Annotated in this window: 19 protein-coding genes and 1 tRNA gene; 14 read left to right on the forward strand and 6 right to left on the reverse strand. The window is 28.1% G+C overall.

What is annotated here, in order from left to right; all coding sequences use genetic code 11:
* On the forward strand, positions 1–3,672 hold a 3,672-nt coding region (locus ACQY5W_RS10195), incomplete at its 5' end, for an Ig-like domain-containing protein (RefSeq protein ID WP_428024862.1).
* Between the two features lie 96 nt (positions 3,673–3,768).
* Positions 3,769–3,844, forward strand: a tRNA-Glu gene (locus ACQY5W_RS10200).
* Positions 3,845–3,867: 23 nt separating this feature from the next.
* On the opposite strand, the gene ACQY5W_RS10205 is transcribed toward ACQY5W_RS10200, so the two are convergent.
* From ACQY5W_RS10205 to ACQY5W_RS10225, 5 genes are all read right to left on the reverse strand, one after another.
* Positions 3,868–4,062 (reverse strand): hypothetical protein, encoded by a 195-nt coding sequence (locus tag ACQY5W_RS10205; protein ID WP_428024863.1) that lies wholly within the window; start codon positions 4,060–4,062, stop codon positions 3,868–3,870.
* Between the two features lie 96 nt (positions 4,063–4,158).
* The gene (locus ACQY5W_RS10210; RefSeq protein WP_428024864.1) at positions 4,159–4,638 is read right to left on the reverse strand and encodes a helix-turn-helix domain-containing protein; all 480 of its coding nucleotides are present in this window, start codon (positions 4,636–4,638) and stop codon (positions 4,159–4,161) included.
* Positions 4,639–4,741: 103 nt separating this feature from the next.
* A complete protein-coding gene (locus ACQY5W_RS10215; RefSeq protein WP_428024865.1) occupies positions 4,742–5,989 on the reverse strand; it encodes a hypothetical protein in 1,248 nt (415 codons plus the stop codon).
* A gap of 10 nt (positions 5,990–5,999) precedes the next feature.
* A complete protein-coding gene (locus ACQY5W_RS10220) occupies positions 6,000–6,224 on the reverse strand; it encodes a hypothetical protein (protein ID WP_428024866.1) in 225 nt (74 codons plus the stop codon).
* Positions 6,211–6,654 carry a hemerythrin domain-containing protein gene (locus ACQY5W_RS10225; protein WP_428024867.1) on the reverse strand — a complete coding sequence of 148 codons (444 nt, stop codon included), beginning with the start codon at positions 6,652–6,654 and terminating at the stop codon, positions 6,211–6,213. Before ACQY5W_RS10225 ends, ACQY5W_RS10220 begins: the two co-directional genes overlap by 14 nt.
* 86 nt (positions 6,655–6,740) lie before the next feature.
* On the opposite strand from ACQY5W_RS10225, the gene ACQY5W_RS10230 reads away from it, so the two are divergent.
* On the forward strand, positions 6,741–7,379 hold the full coding sequence (locus tag ACQY5W_RS10230; protein WP_428024868.1) for a Crp/Fnr family transcriptional regulator: 639 nt from the start codon (positions 6,741–6,743) through the stop codon (positions 7,377–7,379).
* Here the strand turns inward: ACQY5W_RS10230 and ACQY5W_RS10235 are convergent.
* Positions 7,376–7,597 carry a hypothetical protein gene (locus tag ACQY5W_RS10235; protein ID WP_428024869.1) on the reverse strand — a complete coding sequence of 74 codons (222 nt, stop codon included), beginning with the start codon at positions 7,595–7,597 and terminating at the stop codon, positions 7,376–7,378. The genes ACQY5W_RS10230 and ACQY5W_RS10235 overlap by 4 nt on opposite strands.
* A gap of 205 nt (positions 7,598–7,802) precedes the next feature.
* On the opposite strand from ACQY5W_RS10235, the gene ACQY5W_RS10240 reads away from it, so the two are divergent.
* The 11 genes from ACQY5W_RS10240 to ACQY5W_RS10290 all read left to right on the forward strand — a co-directional run bounded on the left by ACQY5W_RS10240 (position 7,803) and on the right by ACQY5W_RS10290 (position 19,870).
* Positions 7,803–8,168 (forward strand): helix-turn-helix domain-containing protein, encoded by a 366-nt coding sequence (locus tag ACQY5W_RS10240; RefSeq protein WP_428024870.1) that lies wholly within the window; start codon positions 7,803–7,805, stop codon positions 8,166–8,168.
* Between the two features lie 88 nt (positions 8,169–8,256).
* Positions 8,257–9,291: a 3-dehydroquinate synthase gene (gene aroB / locus ACQY5W_RS10245; RefSeq protein ID WP_428024871.1), complete on the forward strand. Its 1,035-nt coding sequence runs from the start codon at positions 8,257–8,259 to the stop codon at positions 9,289–9,291.
* A complete protein-coding gene (locus tag ACQY5W_RS10250) occupies positions 9,292–10,941 on the forward strand; it encodes a mechanosensitive ion channel family protein (protein WP_428024872.1) in 1,650 nt (549 codons plus the stop codon).
* Between the two features lie 3 nt (positions 10,942–10,944).
* Positions 10,945–12,210 carry a tRNA (N(6)-L-threonylcarbamoyladenosine(37)-C(2))-methylthiotransferase MtaB gene (gene mtaB / locus ACQY5W_RS10255; RefSeq protein WP_428024873.1) on the forward strand — a complete coding sequence of 422 codons (1,266 nt, stop codon included), beginning with the start codon at positions 10,945–10,947 and terminating at the stop codon, positions 12,208–12,210.
* On the forward strand, positions 12,194–13,678 hold the full coding sequence (locus ACQY5W_RS10260; RefSeq protein ID WP_428024874.1) for an AAA family ATPase: 1,485 nt from the start codon (positions 12,194–12,196) through the stop codon (positions 13,676–13,678). The genes mtaB and ACQY5W_RS10260 overlap by 17 nt, the downstream gene beginning before the upstream one ends.
* The gene (gene bioV, locus ACQY5W_RS10265) at positions 13,668–14,186 is read left to right on the forward strand and encodes a pimelyl-ACP methyl ester esterase BioV (protein ID WP_428024875.1); all 519 of its coding nucleotides are present in this window, start codon (positions 13,668–13,670) and stop codon (positions 14,184–14,186) included. The genes ACQY5W_RS10260 and bioV overlap by 11 nt, the downstream gene beginning before the upstream one ends.
* A gap of 2 nt (positions 14,187–14,188) precedes the next feature.
* Positions 14,189–14,719, forward strand: a complete 531-nt coding sequence (mog, locus tag ACQY5W_RS10270) for a molybdopterin adenylyltransferase (RefSeq protein WP_428024876.1) — start codon at positions 14,189–14,191, stop codon at positions 14,717–14,719.
* Positions 14,720–14,727: 8 nt separating this feature from the next.
* Positions 14,728–16,062, forward strand: a complete 1,335-nt coding sequence (locus ACQY5W_RS10275) for an SLC13 family permease (RefSeq protein WP_428024877.1) — start codon at positions 14,728–14,730, stop codon at positions 16,060–16,062.
* 41 nt (positions 16,063–16,103) lie between these two features.
* Positions 16,104–16,835 (forward strand): DsbC family protein, encoded by a 732-nt coding sequence (locus ACQY5W_RS10280; RefSeq protein ID WP_428024878.1) that lies wholly within the window; start codon positions 16,104–16,106, stop codon positions 16,833–16,835.
* A gap of 3 nt (positions 16,836–16,838) precedes the next feature.
* Positions 16,839–19,040 carry an endonuclease MutS2 gene (locus tag ACQY5W_RS10285; protein ID WP_428024879.1) on the forward strand — a complete coding sequence of 734 codons (2,202 nt, stop codon included), beginning with the start codon at positions 16,839–16,841 and terminating at the stop codon, positions 19,038–19,040.
* An 11-nt stretch (positions 19,041–19,051) separates the two neighbouring features.
* Positions 19,052–19,870, forward strand: coding sequence for a mechanosensitive ion channel family protein (locus tag ACQY5W_RS10290; protein WP_428024880.1), 819 nt, complete (start codon positions 19,052–19,054; stop codon positions 19,868–19,870).
* Positions 19,871–19,876: the final 6 nt, after the last annotated feature.

Raw genomic sequence — 19,876 nt, forward strand, 5'->3', positions numbered from 1 at the left:
GAAGGAGCAGTGTCAGTAAGTGCAGTAGCAGAACATGGAACAGTAACAGTAAATGATAATGGAACAATAACATATACTCCAGATGCAAACTATAATGGAGTAGATACAATAACTGTAACAGCAACAGATTCAGAAGGCGCAAAAGTAAGTACAACTTCAGCTGTAACAATATCTTCTGATGGGTTAACATTGACACCAACTGCAGATATTACAGATGAAAGTGATACAGGTATTAGTAATAGTGATAATATTACTAATAATAACACTCCAACAATCTCTGGTGTAACTGAAAATGGTGCAACTGTTACAATAACTGATAAAGATGGCAATGTAGTTGGCTCTACTACAGCAGATGAAAATGGTAATTATTCTATTACTACAAGTGAATTATCAGATGGTACACAAACTCTTACAATCACAGCAACTGATAGTGAAGGAAATACAGGAGTTGAAACACAAACAATAACTGTAGATACAAGTGCAAGTGATATTTCTGCATTGGCTATTACAGATATTGTAGATAATAATGGTGATTATACATCAGTAACTATGACTGGAACTGGTGCAGAGGCTGGTAACACTATTACTATCTATGATGAAGATGGGAACAGTGTAGGAACTGCTACTGTTCAAGCTAATGGAACGTGGAGTGCAGATATTTCAAATCTATCAGCAACTGGTATAAATGATAATGAATTTTTTAAAGTAAGTGAAACAGATATAGCAGGAAACGAAACTGCACAAACTGATAGCACACATTATTGGCATGGTGCATGGTCAGGAATTAATACAGAATCAACTGATGATTTTATTATGGCAGGTAGTGGTAATGATGTTATAAATACAGATGCAACACTAATAGGTATAAATGAAAATGGCATTGTTACAAGTGCTAATGATGATACAAATGATAAAGTCGTAATAGATGGTGGAGATGGAAATGACACTGTAACTTTTGGTCATAATATGGCTGATTATACAATCACAACAGATGCAAACGGAAATGTAATTGTGACTGAAGGTACTTCAAGTGATAGTGATGGAGATGGAAAAGGAGATGTTACTGAACTTAGAAATGTAGAAATAGTAAAATTTGCTGATGGTACATATGATGTAGCTACTGGAAACTTTATCCCTACTGCTCAAGATGATAGTGTATCTACATTAGAAGATACAGCTTTAACACTTAGTGTAGATGATTTTGGATTTAGTGATGATGACGGTGGCTCTTTAAGTGCAGTTCAAATAACTTCTTTACCAGTTGCTGGTGCTTTGACATTAAATGGTATAGCAGTAAATGCTGGAGATGAAATAAGTGTTGATGATATAAATTCTGGAAATCTTATCTTTACACCAGCATCAAATAGTGATGTAGATGTTAGTTTTGATTATAAAGTAAGTGATGGTAGTTCTTGGAGTGAAAATAGTGCCACAACAACTATAAATATTGAAGCAGTAGCTGATGCACCTATAAATGTTTCAATTAGTGTTGAAGCAACAGGAAATGTATCATCTAGCAATGTTAATCTTGTAGTAAATGGAAGTTTTGAAGATGTAAGTGGAACAGATGCTGCTGGAAATAGTGTATCTAATATTGATGTTGTTGATGGTGGATGGCAAGGTATGCAGTCTATGACAGGATGGACTCTTATTTCAAATGAAGGTGCAGATGCAACTACAATGGAAGTTCATAATAAATATCATGCAGGTATTGGTTCAACTGATGGTGATAATTATATGGATTTAGGTGAAACAAACTATTACGATAATGATAATGACAATACTCAAATAGGTCAAGTAATAAATGCTGTTGATGGCGTTTCTTATTCATTATCTTTTGATTTTATTGATAAAGCATTAATGCAATGGGAAGGTACAGATTCAGCTTCTTTAGAAGTCTATTGGGGTGGTGAACGTGTAGCTACAATAGATGGAAATAATACTACTTGGGAAACACAAAATATTGAACTTGTTGGTGGTTCTGGTGATGGTTCAAACTTATTATCTTTTAAAGAAACTGGTACGGGTAATGATAATGCAGGTATGGCTATAGATAATATTTATATGGCTCCTACAGAAAGTATGCTTGAATACAACGTTGATGTAAGTGCTATGCTTGCAGATACAGATGGAAGTGAAAGTTTATCTGTAACACTTAATGGAATCCCAACAGGTGCAACACTAGAAGTTGGACATGCAGGAACAGAAGCTGGAACTTGGGTAATCCCTGTTGATGGAACAAGTGTAAATCTTACTGATGTAAAAATGTATATTCCAGAAAGTGCTGGAAAATTCGCAGTGACAGCAATAGCAACAGCAACAGATGTTAATGGAGATGAAAATAGCGTAAGTAATAGCGCTCATGTTGAAATTATTCCAAATGTACAAATGAGTATAGGTGATGCTCAAGTTATAAATGATAGTGTTGGAGTAGCTAAAGAGGAAACAGGAACAGAAAATTCTATTGACAATGATGAGGACTGGCATTGGAATAACTATAAAACAACAACTGGAACTTCTAGTGATGATAGTATTGAACTAGGTTTAGGAACAAATCAAACTGTATATGCTGGTGAAGGTGATGACTATATAAAAGTTAAAGATGGTTATTCTAACTCAGGAGTTGCAGTATATGGTGAAGAAGGAAATGACTATATAAGATTAAACTTAAATGATAATCAAAAAGCTTATGGTGGAACTGGAAATGATACAATAGAGATAAAAGATAGTTATGCTTGGGTTCACAATGCTCACATAGAAGGTGGAGCTGGTAATGATAAAGCTATTATGAATACATTGAGTCTTGGTAGTCATTTTGATGGAGGAGAAGGAACTGACACTTTAGTTCTAAAAGGTAATAAAGATGATTATAGAATAACACACAATGATGATGGAACTTATAGTATTGCAACTATAGACTATTGGGGTAATGATAATGGTATGTTTAAAATGACTGCCCAAAACATTGAAAATATTGAATTTAGTTCTGGTGAATCAATTCAACTTTCTGCTCCATTGGAAACACAATATGAATATCCTATCTCACTAAATTTAGATATTGATGGCGGAATTTTTTCTAGTGTAAAAATGGATAACCTTCCTGATAATGTTACTCTAAAAGATAGTAATGGAAATGAAATCCTTGCAAATGAAGATGGTAGTTATAATGTTTCTTTAGATGAAGAAGGAAATGCAAATGTTACGTTAGTAAGTTCTTCTGAAATTGATACAAGTGATTTAAATAGTATTACTTCAGTAGTTGATACATCTATTATCACTGGAACTTCTGGAGATGATACTATTACTTTTGAAGTAAATGACACAGTTGATGGTGGAGCAGGTACTGATACTTTAGTAATTGAAGAAAATACTATTTTAGATTTTGATTCTATGTCAGCACAAAATATAGAAAAAATAAATCTTGAAAACAATAATCAACTTGATAGTTCAACTTTAGATGTACAAGATGTAATTACACTAACTGATGATGATAATATCTTAAAAATTATCGGCGATGCAGGTGATGAAATTGGCTTAACAAATGATGCTGGTGATGTTGCATGGGAAAAATCAGATGTACAAGTAGAAGATGGTGATGATACATTTGATGTATGGACTAATGATAATGTGACAGTTTATATTGACACAGATATAACAGTAACTGACATCTAATAATCAAAAAAGGGCTTATGCAAAAGCCCTTTTTCTCAATTTTCCCATAATTTTTAAGCATAAATAAAAACAATCTAAACTATAATTCCAATCTTCGACCCCGTCGTCTAGTGGCCAAGGACGACAGGATTTCCTCCTGTAAACTCAAGTTCGAATCTTGATGGGGTCGCCAACTATTTATTTCATTATTATTTTCTAATCTCTTGTAAAAACTACAATAAAGTAACCAAAAGCCATCTCTCCAAAGCTTACTAATCCCCACATTGGAGCATAAACTATTCCACATAAAATTGCTAAACAAGTAAAAATAAGAAAAGCTTTTTTTGTATTTTTTAGAAGCTTTGCCACAATAAAACCTACAATAACAAATATAATTAAATACATCAACATAAAAATATCCTTTTAAATATCAGTTTAGTAGTTGTATCATATATTTTTATTTCATAGAAAGAAATAAATTTTAAGTTAAAAATTGGGGATATAACTTTAATAGCTAAGATTTAATTTATATCCAATTCCTCTGATATTTTTTAATATTTTTGTTGGTAATTTTTTCTTTAAATTTTTTACAAATAATCTAAGAGCATTTTGTGAGATATTAATATTATCATTCCATAGTAATTCACTCATATATTCATATGTTATGATTTCATTAGTTTTTAGTAAGTGTTTTAAGAATTCTCCCTCTTTAAAAGTTAGATATTCTATTTTATTAGGTTTTATTAAAAGTAAATTATTTACATCAAAGCTACAATTTGAAGTTAGTTGATATTTTTTTTTATTTTTAAATTTTTCTAAGAAATCATGTAACTCTATTAATAATGAATTTCCATATAAAGATTTTGGAATTTCCAAATGAATACTATTGTCTTTTATATGAAATTTTTCATTGTATTCATTTTGAATTACATCCATATACTCTTTATCTATATTTGTAATATATATATTGACATGTTCATTTAACATAATAAATCCTTTTTATGTAAGAATGATTACATAAAAAAGTGATATAAAAGTGTGTTTTTATAAAAGTTTATAGAAAAAATAAATTATAGAGTTATGTTTTCAACTAAGTCAAAATAGGCTTGTTTAGTTTTATATAATATTTAAAAGCATTTATAATGTTATAACTTAATATCAAAGATGAAACAAGAAATAAAAAGCTAGCAGGATAGACTAAGGGTTTAAATAAAATAGCTAACAAAAAGATAAAATAAGAAACAATGTAGATATTGTATTGTATTTTTATATATTTAGATGGGATTACTAAAGTCATCTCTGCATCAAATATCATTTTTGAACTTAGATGAAACCACGTAAGAAATGGAACTATTTTATATAACATTCCATTTATAATAGAATAAGCAAATCCAAGTCCAAACATAATAGCAAGTAAAAAGTTTAAATCTTTTTCAAAGTAAATAGAATAAATCCAAATAATTGATACAAAAGATAAATTAATCATTGAAAAATACCAAAGATTGATTGTAGTGTCTCTTCTTGGTCTTTTTCTATTTTTTAGTAAATATATGGTTGTAATTGAAAATATAAGTGTAGTTATTGCTAGAATAATTTTTAATAGAGCAATAGCACTTGAATCAAAGATTGTTAATAGTGATAAGATAATTATAATTAAAGAAAGTAACCAATAAAAATGATTTTTTATAAAAAGTGGATACTCTTTTGTCACATAAAACATAGGAATTACTTTATAAGAAACTCCAGAAATAAGCATGATTAACCAACCAAAGAATATTGAACTTATATGTGCATCAGCAAAGTTTTTAGAAGTAAAACCACTACCATGATTTATTAAAGATATTATACCAAAAGCTACCCCAAAAACTAAAAGAATAAGAGCAGACAAAAATGTCTTAACAGTTGGATTTTTATCTTCAGTTTTTATAATAGTAAGAAAAGTACTAATTGCAAAATATATAAGTGCAAGGATTAAACATAAAGCAGCAATAAACATAAAAATTTTATTTGCTAAGAAAAAACCTGTTACAAAACATAATGTTCCCATATTCAACAAAATAAGTATTGCTTTAGCTTTTAGAGTTACATTTTTATATGCAACTCCAATAATTACAGGAACCATTTGAAAAAGCGAACCAAACATAACATGGGTAAAAAAACCAAGTGTTAATATATGGGTAATAGCAATTGCCTCATAGTAGTATCTACTATTTATTTGAAGAGCATAAAAAATAGTAAGTATTGAAAAAATTACTAAATAAATACTTGCTATTATGTAATAAAACATAGGAATTTTGTAAGGGGGTGCTTGATCTAAAGATAAGCCTTGCATTTGCATATTTAAGCCTTTACTTGTAAATTTTCATTTCAAAAATATTTTCTTCATCTTTTATGATTTTATAGCATAAATTATTTTTTTCTATAACTTCAAAAAGTTTACAAGGACTCATTCTATGTTTGAAAATAAGTATTTCATCATCTTTTAAATTATGAATTGATTCTATACCTTTTAAAAGTGGGTAAGGAGCTTCAAGCTCACTTACATCTAAAATAATAGTTTTAGTTAAATTCATAGTTTTTTAATGCTTCTATTATAGTTTCATTTTCATCATTGAAAAGATTTTGAATCATTGTATATAACATTTGTTCTTCTTTTGAGTTATGTTGCTGTATTAGTATCATTAGTGATTCACTTAGTCCAAAAAATCTATCACTATCTTTTTCTTTTATAGATTCTTCAATTTTAGGAAAAACTGTTCTTGCTTGCTCATGTTCCATTTTCATCACTTGTGTTGGACCACAGCCACCAGTTGATGCTTTTTCATCAAACATAGGAAACAGATAGTTTTCTTCTATATCAAAATGTTTTAAAGTTTCATTTTTAAATTTTTCATTTAATTCAATTGCTTTATTCCAATTGTTATTTTCTACTGCATTTTCTAGTTGTGCAAGTATCTCGTCACACTCTTTGTGATTTTGAGTCATGTATTCTTTTATAGTCATTTTAAACCTCGTTTTATTTTAAATTTTATGATTTTTACATAAAATAAAAAAAATTAAATTGATACCAATCAATACAAAGAAAAACAATGAAAATACATGAATACTATTTTTTTGATTCTTTAGATGAAAAAGAAAAAATAGAGTTAGAAAAAATTAGTAGAAAAAAATATTATAAAAAAGATGAAATACTTTTTTATAAAGGTGATGAAGCAAAATACTTGTATCTTCTAGTAAAAGGTATAGTAAGAGTTTATAAGCATGATTATAAAGATAATGAAGTGATTATTCATAATTTATTGGCACCAACTTTTATTGCAGAAATTGCGAATTATGAAGAGATACCTTATCCTGCAAATTGTTCTTTTGAAACCGATTCAGAAATTTATGTTATAGAATATAGTGAATTTAAAAAAAGATTTTTAGCTAAACCTGAAATATCAATGATGCTAATTAAGTCATTAACTAAGAAGATTAAAGCTTTAGAAAATTTTATTAACTACAACATAACAGCAGACTCAAATATAAAAATAGCACAATTTTTATATGAAAATGAAGAGATATTATCTAGTTTAAGACAAGTGAAAATTGCTTCTATTTTAAATATAACACCAGAGACTTTATCTCGAAAAATATCGAAACTAAAAAAAGATAAAATTATAGAAAATGATGAGGGATATATAAAAATATTAAATCACAAAAAATTAAAAGAGTTATTTGAGTTTTAAGTTGAGATGTCATTAGAAGGATTTTTTTGTACAGCGAGATATAATTCATTTAATGTATTTACCATATTGTAAATTTGTGTGCTAAATTCAGATATTTTTTCATTTATTTCAGTATGATTTAAACTCTCTTCTAAAATCTCTTTTATATCATTATTGTTAGCAGATTTTCTGTATATATCAAATTTATTAGTTTCAGAGTTAAATATAATTTTTATCATTTTTTCTTCCTTAAATATCTGTCAAAGCAAAATTTTATTAAATAATTTTTCGAATTTTTATTTGATTAATAAACGATTTTTCGGTATTCTTACAGGTTATACTACAAATGAAACTCATTTGTAACATTATGATATTAATAATATCATAAGATAATGTTTTATGTCAAGTAAAAAACACATAAATTTGTTATATAGGAATATAATATTGATATATAAAAGAATTAAACAAGTAAGAGAAGCTTTGAGTTTTTCATCACAAAAAGATTTTTCAGAAGATTTAAATATGCCAATTAGAACTTATCAAAGTTATGAACAAGCTAAAGTAAAAGATATTCCTCATACATTTCTTGAAAAATTGAATCTAAAATATAATATTTCTCTTGAGTGGTTAATAACTGGAGAAGGAGAAATGTTTCTCAAAAAAAATAAAATGTCTAACAAAAAAAACTATATAGAATTGGTAAATCAGTATTTGGAAGTTTTGTCACATAAACAGCAAGAATATTATTACCATAAAATAAAATCAGATGTTTTAGAACTTGAAATAAAAGAAAATACTACACGTACATAAAATAAAGACTTTTTGTAAAAAAAGCTTATCTTTTCTTAAATCTTTTTAGATATAATCTACTTACTTTATAAACCTTGGAATTCTAAAAATGATTGTAAATATAAAACTACCAAATAACATTTCATATGATATAACTATTGATAAATTAAAAGAGTTAACTTTTGATAGAAAAGTTGTAATTGTAACTAATCCAACAGTTAGTGGATTTCACTTAGAATATTTAAAAAATAAAATAAAATCTAACAATCTAAGTATAGTAACCGTGCCAGATGGTGAAGAGTATAAAAACATGGAAACTGTTGATATGATTTTAGAGCATTGCTTTGAAAATAGATTAAATCGTAAATCTTTACTAATTGCATTTGGTGGAGGTGTAATAGGTGACATGACTGGATTTTGTGCATCTATTTACCAACGTGGTATTGATTTTATACAAGTTCCAACAACTTTGCTATCACAAGTTGATGCAAGTGTTGGCGGTAAAACGGGAGTAAATAATAAGTTTGGTAAAAACTTAATTGGAGCTTTCCATCAACCAAAAGCTGTGTATATTGACCCATACTTTTTGACTACTTTACCAAAAAGAGAATTTGCAGCAGGTGTTGCAGAAATAGTAAAAATGGCAGTAACTTTCAATAAAGATTTTTTTGAGTGGATTGAAAAAAATGATTTAACAAATGAAGAGAATATAAAAGTTGCTATAAAAAAATCTGTTGAAACAAAAGCTTGGGTTGTATCACAAGATGAAAAAGAAAATGGAATCAGAGCTGCTTTAAATTATGGACATACTTTTGGACATGTGATTGAAAATGAAACAAAATACTCAAAATATCTTCATGGTGAAGCTGTTGGTATTGGTATGATTATGGCAAATGAAGTTGCCAAAAAAGTTGGACTTATGAGTGAAAATGATGCTTTAAGAGTAAAAGCTGTTTTAGAAAAATATGACATCCCAACAAGTTATAAAATAGATGATGTGGAAGATTTTTATGAACACTTTTTCTTAGACAAAAAAAGTCTTGATGATAAGATAAAATTTATCTTACCAGTTGGTATTGGTGATTGTAAAATTACTGATGAAATATCTAAAACAGATGTTATTGAAGTTTTAAAAGGATTTTAATTGAAAAAAATATTTTTTCTTGTTTTTACTATTTTTTTTGCTATCGCTTTAAGTGCTGCAAATACTGAAAATCCTGCACCTGATACAACTTCTAATAAAGAAGTAAAAGAAGAAGCTAAAATTGTAGTTTTAGAACCAACTCCTGAAGTACAAAGTAAGATTGAAAAATTAACTTCTGACATTAAAAATATAGACGAAATACTTGAAGATAATATTTTATTAAAAAGATATTCAAATTATATTGCCTATAGAAATATCTCAAAAGAGCTTCATGTTTTAAAGACTGAATTAGCAGAAGTAAATAAAAAAAATAGAGATTTAATTTATAAAGTTGAAAATAAAATAAGAATTAAAAACAATGAGTTAGAACTTATTTCAGAATACAAAGACTCACCAGTAGGAAAACTTATTGACCCACCTGAAATAGAAAAATATGAAGTAATAACAAATCCTTTTGGTATTATAAATGCTCTTTCTTATAAAAAGAAAATGAAAGACCACAAAAAAGAGTTTAGTAAGACGATTGATGAAGTTTCAGATTTGATAATTCTTTTAGATAAAAAGATGCTACTTTATTTAGATTTATATAATATTGATTTTAAAGATGAGTACGAAAAAAAGATAAATTTTTTAGATGCACAGAAAAAAGATTTTAATCTAGTTTTAGAAATTTTAACAACTACAAATGAAGTTTATACAAGAAAAATAGAACAAGTTATTTTAGAAACAGATAATCAAATTTCAGAACAAATATCTAAAACTTTGATTATATTTTCAATTATTGCTGTTGTATTTGTATTTTCATTTTTAGTAAAACTTGCACTTAAAAAGTATTTTTCTCAAAATGAAAACTTTTATATGGCAAACAAAGTTATTAATTTCGTATTAGTATTTTTGATTGTTATGATAGTTTTGTTTTCATATATTGACAATGTTTCTTATGTGATTACAATCTTAGGATTTGCATCAGCTGGGATTGCTATTGCTTTAAAAGACTGGTTTATGTCTATTTTTGGATGGATGGTAATCGTAACTTCTGGTTCTATTCAAGTTGGTGATAGGATAAAAGTAACAAGAGGTGGTGTTGAAGCAGTTGGTGATGTACTTGATATTTCATTATTTAAAATTACAATTAGAGAAGATATTACCTTAACTTCGTATCAAGTTAATAGAAGAACAGGAAGAATATTTTTTATACCAAATAACTATGTTTTTTCTGAAATGATTGCAAACTATACTCACTCAGGTTTAAGAACTGTTTGGGATGGTATTGATATTACTATTACTTTTGATTCAAACTATAAAAAAGCACAGCATATTGCAAAAGAGATATTAAAACACTATTCAAAAGGTTATACTGATATCACAAGAAAACAGTTATCCAAAATGAGAAATAAATATGCCCTAAGAGCAACAGGAGTAGAGCCAAGAGTTTATACTTTTGTTGAGCCATATGGTATTGTTATATCTTCTTGGTATCTTACAAACTCTTATGCTGCTCTTGTTTTAAGAAGTACAATGTCTCCTGAAATATTACAGGCATTTATGGCAGAGGATGACATTACGATTGCTTATCCTACTCAACAAATTAATTTGGGGGAAAACAAATCACAAAGAGTTCCTCCAGCAGATCTTCCAGAGGTTCTATAATAGATGAATTTTACAAGTACAAAACCAAAGGTTTATTTTAAAACTTTTGGTTGTAGAACAAATGTTTTTGATACTCAAGTTATGATGAGTAATCTAAAAGATTTTGAAATTACACAAAATGAAAATGAAGCAAATGTAGTTGTTATCAACTCTTGTACAGTTACAAATAGTGCAGATACTACAGCTCGAGGTTATATAAACTCACTAAATAAACTTCCAAATAAACCAAGAGTTGTTTTCACAGGTTGTGGAGTTTGGACTAAAGGTGAAACTTTATTTAAAGAGGACAAAGTTGATTCTTTATTTGGTCATAGCGAAAAAGAAAATATTAATGAACTTCTTAAAAATGAAGAGAGATTTTTTAATGCTGGTGATTTAGAACATATAGATGAAACTATTGTTGAAGAGTTTGTAGGTAAAAGTAGGGCATTTATCAAAATTCAAGAGGGATGTGATTTTAGATGTTCGTATTGTATTATTCCTTATGTAAGAGGTGATGCTAGAAGTTATAGTGAAGATAAAATACTTGAACAAGTAACAACACTAGCTGCAAATGGTTTTGGTGAATTTATTTTAACAGGTACAAATGTTGGCTCATATGGAAAAAAACAACATACATCTTTGGCAAAACTTCTAAAAAAAATGTCACTAATAAAAGGTGTTAGACGTATTAGAATGGGAAGTATTGAGCCTATCCAGATAGATGATGAGTTTAGAGAAATCATAAATGAACCATTTATGGCAAAACATCTTCATATAGCACTTCAACATACTTCTAAAAAGATGCTTGAAATTATGAATAGAAGAAATAAAGTTTTAAAAGATTTAGAGCTTTTTGAATTTTTAAAGGATAATGGATATGCCCTTGGAACAGACTTTATAGTTGGGCACCCTGGTGAAACTGAAGAGTTATGGAAAGAGGCTATAGAAAATCTACATAGATTTCCATTGACCCATGTTCATGCCTTTACTTACTCAAAAAGAGATGGAACACCAAGTGCTACAATGAAAGAGCAAGTAAAAGGTGATATTGCAAAAATAAGATATAATGAACTTGTTTCAATTATTGATGAAAAAAATTATAATTTTAGAAAAAATAATAAAACAACATTAGAAGTTCTAATTGAACAAGAAAAAAATGGTAAATATTTAGGTTTGGATCAACACTTTAATCAAATAGAAATCCAAAGTAGTGCTGATTTGGTTGGAGATTGGGTTTTTATTGAGAATTATGAAGCAAAGGAAAAAGTCAATGTTGCAAAATTCTAATGATTTGAAAAAAAACAGAGATAAAAATTTAAAACTTATGATTTTATCGGGAACAGCATTAGTTGTTCTTTTCTTTTATACTATTTATAAAAGTTCTTCTTATATCCAAAGTAGTACTTATAGTTTTGGTTTGATTTTTATATTTATTCTTTTGGTATTTGCTGTTGTTGCAAGACTAAAAAAGGACAAAATTCAGGAATTTATTAATAAAAACAAAATCAAAAACTCTGCTTTTGAGCAAGAACTTCAAAAAACACAAGCAAAAAATGAAGACATAAAAAATGAAGAAGATAATTCTCATATTGAAGTTATAAAACCAAATACTACCTTTAAAGATGTTGCTGGAATTGCAAGTGTTAAAGAAGAGCTTGAAGAGATAGTTGAGTTTTTAGATAATCCTAAAAAATACTACAAGTATGGAATAAAACTACCTAAAGGTGTTTTACTTTATGGACCTCCAGGTGTAGGTAAAACACTTATTGCACGGGCAGTTGCAGGAGAAGCAAATGTTCCATTTTTTTATCAAAGTGGTGCAAGTTTTGTTCAAATATATGTGGGAATGGGAGCAAAAAGAGTTCGTGAACTTTTTGCAAAAGCAAAGGCAAATGCCCCATCAATTATATTTATTGATGAAATAGATGCCATAGGAAAAACAAGAAGTGGTAAATCAAATGATGAAAGGGAAGCGACACTTAATGAACTTTTAACTCAAATGGATGGCTTTGAGGGAGAAAATGGAGTTATTGTAATAGCTGCAACAAATAAAATTGAAGTTCTTGATGATGCTCTTTTAAGAGCTGGAAGATTTGATAGAAGAGTTAAATTAAGCCTACCAAATATAAATGATAGGGAACTTATTTTAGAGTTATACTTAAAATCAATTAAACATAAACTTGATGTTAAAAAACTTTCTTCTGAATTATCAGGATTCTCATCTGCTACAATTTCTACACTTATAAATGAAGCTATGCTTTATATGATTAAATCAAATGATAAAGTTTTAGAAAATAGACATATTGATATTGCTAAAAACAAGTTGGAATTTGGGAAAAAAGAGAATTTTATTTTAAATGATGTTGAAAAAGAGATATTGTCTATTTATCAAGCTTCAAAAGCTTTTATTACCAAAGAGAAAGTAGGTTTGTTTGATGAAAATAGTACCACTTTAAAAAGTATATTTCCTTCAAAAAATGAGCTTAAAAGTGAGCTTAAAAAGTATCTATCTGGAACTATTGGTATAGAGGTATTAAAAGATGAACAGTATGCTATTTTTGAAGAGGATTTAAAAAAGGCAGATAATTTAGCAAAAGATATGGTTGATAAGTATGCCATGGCAAAAGATTATAAAGAGTTAATTGAGCAAACTAAAGTTGAACTAAAAACCATACTTGATGAAAATTATGAAGAGTTAAATAGATTAACAAAAATTATGATAGAAAAAGAAGTTATAGAAAAAGATGAAATCTAAATATTTTTCAGGATTTTCATTAAAAGATGAAAAAGAGCTTTTTAGTGAATATTTAGTGGAAAATGATTTTACTATTTCGGGATTTTCATATGGTGCTATAAAGGCTTTTGAAGAGGTTTTAAATAGTGAAAAAAGGGTTGATTTACTTCAACTTTTTTCACCCGCATTTTTTCAAACTCAAAATGAAAAGTTTATAAGAATGCAGTTAATGTTTTTTAATAAAGATTCAAAAAGTTATTGTGAGAATTTCTTAAAAAACATATCTTATCCTTCAAATATTGATTCTTCTGTATATTTTCAAGAGGGAAGTTATGAAGAGTTACAGACTCTTCTTACTTACAAATGGGATGAAGAGAAGTTAAATAAAGTTTTGGAAAAGGGAACTAGAATAGAAGTATATTTAGGTGGAGTTGATAAAATCATAGATTCATCAAAAGCTTATGAGTTTTTTAAAGATTTTTCAACTGTTTATTTAATAAAAAATAGTGGACATATTTTAAAAGGGTAATAATGAAAATAAAAATTGGTATAGTAACAGCTAGTGATAGAGCAAGTCAAGGTGTTTATGAGGATTTGTCTGGTCAAGCAATTATTGATACCTTAAATGAGTATTTAACAAGTCCATGGGAACCTGTTTATAGATGTATTGAAGATAATCAAGAAACAATCGAAAATACACTAAAAGATTTGGTTGATAATGAAAAGTGTTGTTTAGTTGTAACTACTGGAGGAACAGGACCTGCTAAAAGAGATGTAACTCCTGAAGCTACTGAAAATGTATGTGATAGAATGATGCCAGGATTTGGTGAGCTTATGCGTGCAGAGTCTTTGAAATTTGTTCCCACAGCTATTTTATCAAGACAAACAGCAGGATTAAGAGGAAGTTCTTTAATTGTAAATCTTCCAGGAAAACCAAAATCAATAAGAGAGTGTTTAGATGCAGTTTTCCCTGCTATTCCTTATTGTATTGATTTGATGGAAGGACCATTTTTAGAGTGTAATGAAGAGGTTATTAAACCTTTTAGACCTAAACAAAAATAGGAGTTAATTTGAAACAAATAACACTAACCCTAATATTATCTGCAATTTTATTTTTTTTGTTGAACTATTATTTTAGTGTTCAACACTCTATTTTACTTTGTATTATATTTTTTCTTGTTGTATTGTGGTCAAATGAGGGCTTACCTTTAGGTGTTGTTTCCTTACTTCCTATTTTACTTTTTCCTACATTTGATATTTTAACTACAAATGAAACCGTATCTAATTATTCAAAATCTATAATTTTCTTATTTTTGGGTGGGTTTATGATTGCAATAGCAACTCAAAAAATAGAGTTGCATAAGTATATTTCAAATAAGTTATTAAGACTTTTTCCCAATACTCCAAGGGGAATAATGTTTTCTCTAGCAATTACTTCTGCATTTTTGAGTTCACTTATATCAAATACAACAACAGCGCTTTTATTAATTCCTATTGCAATATATTTAAGTGATGAGATAAAACTAAGACTTAGATTTGTTTTATCTATTGCATATGGTGCAAGTATTGGTGGTATTGTAACTCCTATTGGAACACCTCCAAATCTTATACTTTTAGGTTTTATGGAACAACATCATTTGGAAACAATTCCTTTTATTAAATGGATATTTTTAACAGCACCTTTAGCTTTAGCTATGCTTATTGTAATACCTTATATTTTATCTTTGGGTGTTAAAGATTTAGAGATAGATTCAAGTTTGAAAGAGTTAAAGCCTTTAAGTGATGAGCAAAAAAGGTTACTTTATATTTTATTATCTTTAGTTGTTTTACTATTTGTTAACTCTAAAATTGAACCATACTATATGGGACTTGGTTTAAATGAAAAAGGGATACTTTTAGGGTACGGGTTATTGATGTTTTTACCTAAAATTGGTTTTTTAACTTGGGATGATACAAAAAAAATACCTTATGAGATTATATTTTTATTTGGTGCAGGTTTTTCTATAGCTATGGCGTTTTCAAAGACAGGCTTAGCAGATGTAATTGCAAATCAATTATTATCCTTAACAGATTTACCTGTTATATTATTGATAATATTAGTAGCTTCATTAGTAACTTTTACCACAGAAATTACTTCAAATACTGCACTAATATCAGTTGTTTTACCTATTCTTTACTCTTTAGGAAATGCTGGTAATATTGATTTATCATTGATATTATTTGTTGCAACTATTTGTGCTTCTTATGCTTTTATGTTGCCAATAGCAACCCCACCAAATGCAATTGCCATGAGTAGTGGTGCAGTAAAAGTAAAAGATATGGCAAAATATGGATTAATGTTCAATATTTTAGGTATAGTTTTGATTACTATTATTGCTATACTTTATTGGCAATTTTATTTATAATTTAAAACAATAACTTGCTACTATAGCAATTAGGAGAAAAGATGAAAAAGATTTTTAAAGTGATATCTATAATAGGTATTTTGTTTTCATTAAATGCTAGTGCATCAAATGAATTATCTAAAAAACAAATTAGTGAAATAGAAAAATTACCAATATTTACTGGTTCTGGAATGAAAGTTTTAAAGGCATTTGCGGATGATCAGTTTTATTTACTAAGAGTAAATATTCAAGAAAATATTCAAGAATTGGCGCTTACTAACGATAAAAAACATTTAATAGCTGGTAAGATTTATAATGCTAATACTGGTGAAGAGATGACTATACCAAATGATGTTTCAATTTTAGAGGGTAAAGAGGCTTTAACTTATGGTACAGGAAAAGATGTATATTATTTATTTACAGATCCAGAATGTCCTTATTGTAAAAAATTTGAGTCATATTTTGAAAATATAAAAAATGATGTAAAACTTAAAATATTTTTCTTTCCATTAAGTTTCCATAAAAATGCAATACCTCTAACAAGATTTATTTTAGACAAAAAAAATAATAATGATAGGGTAAAAGCTTTATTAAATGTAACTGTTGATAGTGAAGAGTTTAAAAATAAAAAATTTACTGCTGCACAAGAAGAGTCTTTAGATAAACTTATTGATGCTAATATGAAGTTAGCTGAAGAGTTAGGTGTAAGAGGAACTCCAGCATTATATGATATAGATGGAAAATCATTATCATGGGTTACTGTTTTACAAAGATATGGAGTAGAAGTTAAATAATATATGCAAGAGATATTTAAAAAGTTAGATTTAGAAGATTATTTAAACTCATTTTCTAAACTACTAGCAAGAGAGAAGTCAGTAGTTTTAGAAGGTGATATTAATTTACACCATAGACTGATAAATGAATTATCAAAGTATGATTTAAAAGAGCCACAAAAAGTTGAAAACCTTGATGGAAGATTGATTCATATCCAAAAACAAGGTATTTTAAGAGTTGAAGAGATTTATGAATTTATAAAAATCATAAACTATTTTCTTTATTTAAAAAGATTCACTTTTGAGGGTAAATTAGCTGAATGGATTGATAAGGTTTTAGTACCAAGTGATATAGAAAAAATAGTTGATTTTTTTGATTCAAAAGGAAATCTAAAAGATGGTATAGATGAAGATTTAGACCTTATTAAATCTGCACTTTATAGAAATAAAGAAGCCATAAAACAAGCCCTACATAAAACTATAAATAATAGTAAACTAAGACCATATTTAGTTGATTCACAAGTACATTATGTAAATTCAGAGGAAACCTTACTTGTACGAGGTGGTTTTAATAATATAATAAAAGCAACTGTTGTACATAGGTCAAATTCTGGATTTTTTTATATTTTACCCCACTCAATTTCAGAACTTAAACAAAAAGAATCAGATCTTAAAAATAAACAAGAAGAGGTTTTATTAAAAGTTTGTAAGAGTATTTCTTCAACCTTTGAAAAAAATTTACTTTTTCTAAAGTTTATAAATAAAGAGTTTGATAGGATTGATCACTATTTAGCAAGATTATTTTTTGCTAAAATGGGAGATAAAAACTTTATTATCCCTTCAAAAAATGGGAAAAATATTTTAAAAGAGTTTGTTCATCCAGCACTTCATGATGGAAAACCAATCTCAATAGATTTTTCTAAATCAGTAATTATGATAACTGGTGTAAATGCTGGTGGTAAAACAATGATGCTAAAATCTATTCTTTCAGCAGTTGTTTTATCAAAATATCTAATTCCATTTAAGGCAAGTGAACACTCATCTATTGGTTATTTTAAAAATGCTTTAGCAGTTTTGGATGATCCGCAAAGTGTTAAAAATGATATTTCAACTTTTGCAGGACGGATGGTTGAGTTTTCTAAACTATTTACACAAAGAGATGTAATAGTTGGAGTAGATGAAATAGAACTTGGAACTGATTCAGATGAAGCTGCAAGTTTATTTAAAGTGATTATTGAAGAACTTATTGATAAAAATATAAAAATCATAATCACAACTCACCATAAAAGACTTGCTGCACTTATGGCAGCCAATGAAAAAGTTGAACTTATCGCTGCTATTTATGATGAAGCAAATCAAAGACCAACTTATGATTTCTTACAAGGAACAATAGGACGTTCATATGCCTTTGAAACTGCTCAAAGATATGGAATACCTGTAAATGTAGTAAAAAAAGCTAAAGAAGTTTATGGTGATGACCAAGATAGATTAAATGAGCTGATTGAAAGAAGTAGTGCTTTAGAGATGGAGTATCAACAAAAAATTGCAAAACTTGATATTGAAATTGAAAACCATGAAAGATTGAATAGAAATCTAAAAGAGGCAAAACAAGAACTTGATGACCATATTCACATGGAAAAGTCAAAATTACATAAAGAGTACAAAGACGCAAGAGAAGAAGCAAAAAAAGCAATTAAAGCAAAAATATCACAAGAATCTCACCAGCATCTAAATATTGCCCATAAAAAAGTAAAAGATATAAAAGTAGAAAAAGTAGAAGAAAACTATACTTTTAAAGAAAAAGATAGAGTTAAGTACAAAAGTTCTAAGGGTGAAATTATTTCAATCAGAGGTAAAAAAGCATTTATCTTAACTGATGCTGGTATGCGACTTCATGTAAATATTGATGAACTTAGACCTTCTGGAAATGAGATAAAACCAATAGTTAAGAAAAAAACAACAGTTACTGTCGAGAAACCTCAAAGTGGACATGTAAACATTGATTTACATGGATTAAGGGGTGAAGAAGCAGTAGAAAAACTTGATAAATTTATATCTGATTGTTTGATTTCTGGCTTTGATGAAGTTTTAGTTTATCATGGAATTGGAACTGGAAAATTATCAAAAATAGTAAAAGACTTTTTAATCAAACATCCTAAAGTAAAATCATTTACAGATGCCCACCCAAGTCAAGGTGGTTTTGGTGCTAAGGTTATTAAACTTTAAAGGAGAGGTACATGGAAAAAGAGTTAGAAAGTATCCAGAAGTTTTATAATATTATTATAGAATTTTTTGTGAATTATAGTTTCCAATTAATTGGTGCAATAATTATCTTTATTCTTGGTTGGTATGTTGCCAATAAAGTTTCACAAGCAGTTAGAAAACTATGTGAAAAAAATGAGCTAGATGTAACACTTACAAAGTTTGTTGTAAATATTGTTAAATTTGCAATTATAATTGGTGTTGGAATTGTAGCAGTTGGAAAACTTGGTATTACACTTACTCCTTTTATTGCAGGTATTGGTGCTGCATCACTTGGTGCTGGTTTGGCTTTACAAGGAACTTTGTCAAACTATGGAGCAGGGCTTTCTATAATTATTGGTCGGCCTTTTATTGTGGGTAATACTATTAGTGTAGATGGTGTTTTTGGTGTGGTAGAAGAGATAAGACTAGCACATACAATTTTATCAACAGAAGATGGTGAGCAAATAACTATCCCAAACAAGCATATTATTGGAGAAATATTAGTTAACTCCTTTGAGTATAGAGTTGTTGAAACGGTTATTGGTATTGATTATAGTTCAAAGCCTGAACAGGCAATTGCTGTTATTCATGAAGTACTAAATAAATTTGATGAAAGTGTTATTTCAAAAGAGTCTAAAGCACAAGTTGGTATAAAAGAGTTTGGTGATTTTTCTATAAATATTGAGCTTAGATATTGGGCGCATACAAAACTTTTTTTTGATACTCAATACAAAGTAAATCTTGATATTTTCAATGCACTAAAAGAAAATAATATAAATATCCCTTTCCCAACATATCTTATAAAGAAGTAGATTTAA

Origin of the sequence: Arcobacter sp. (genome assembly GCF_050300555.1) — a bacterium.
Classification (GTDB): domain Bacteria; phylum Campylobacterota; class Campylobacteria; order Campylobacterales; family Arcobacteraceae; genus Arcobacter.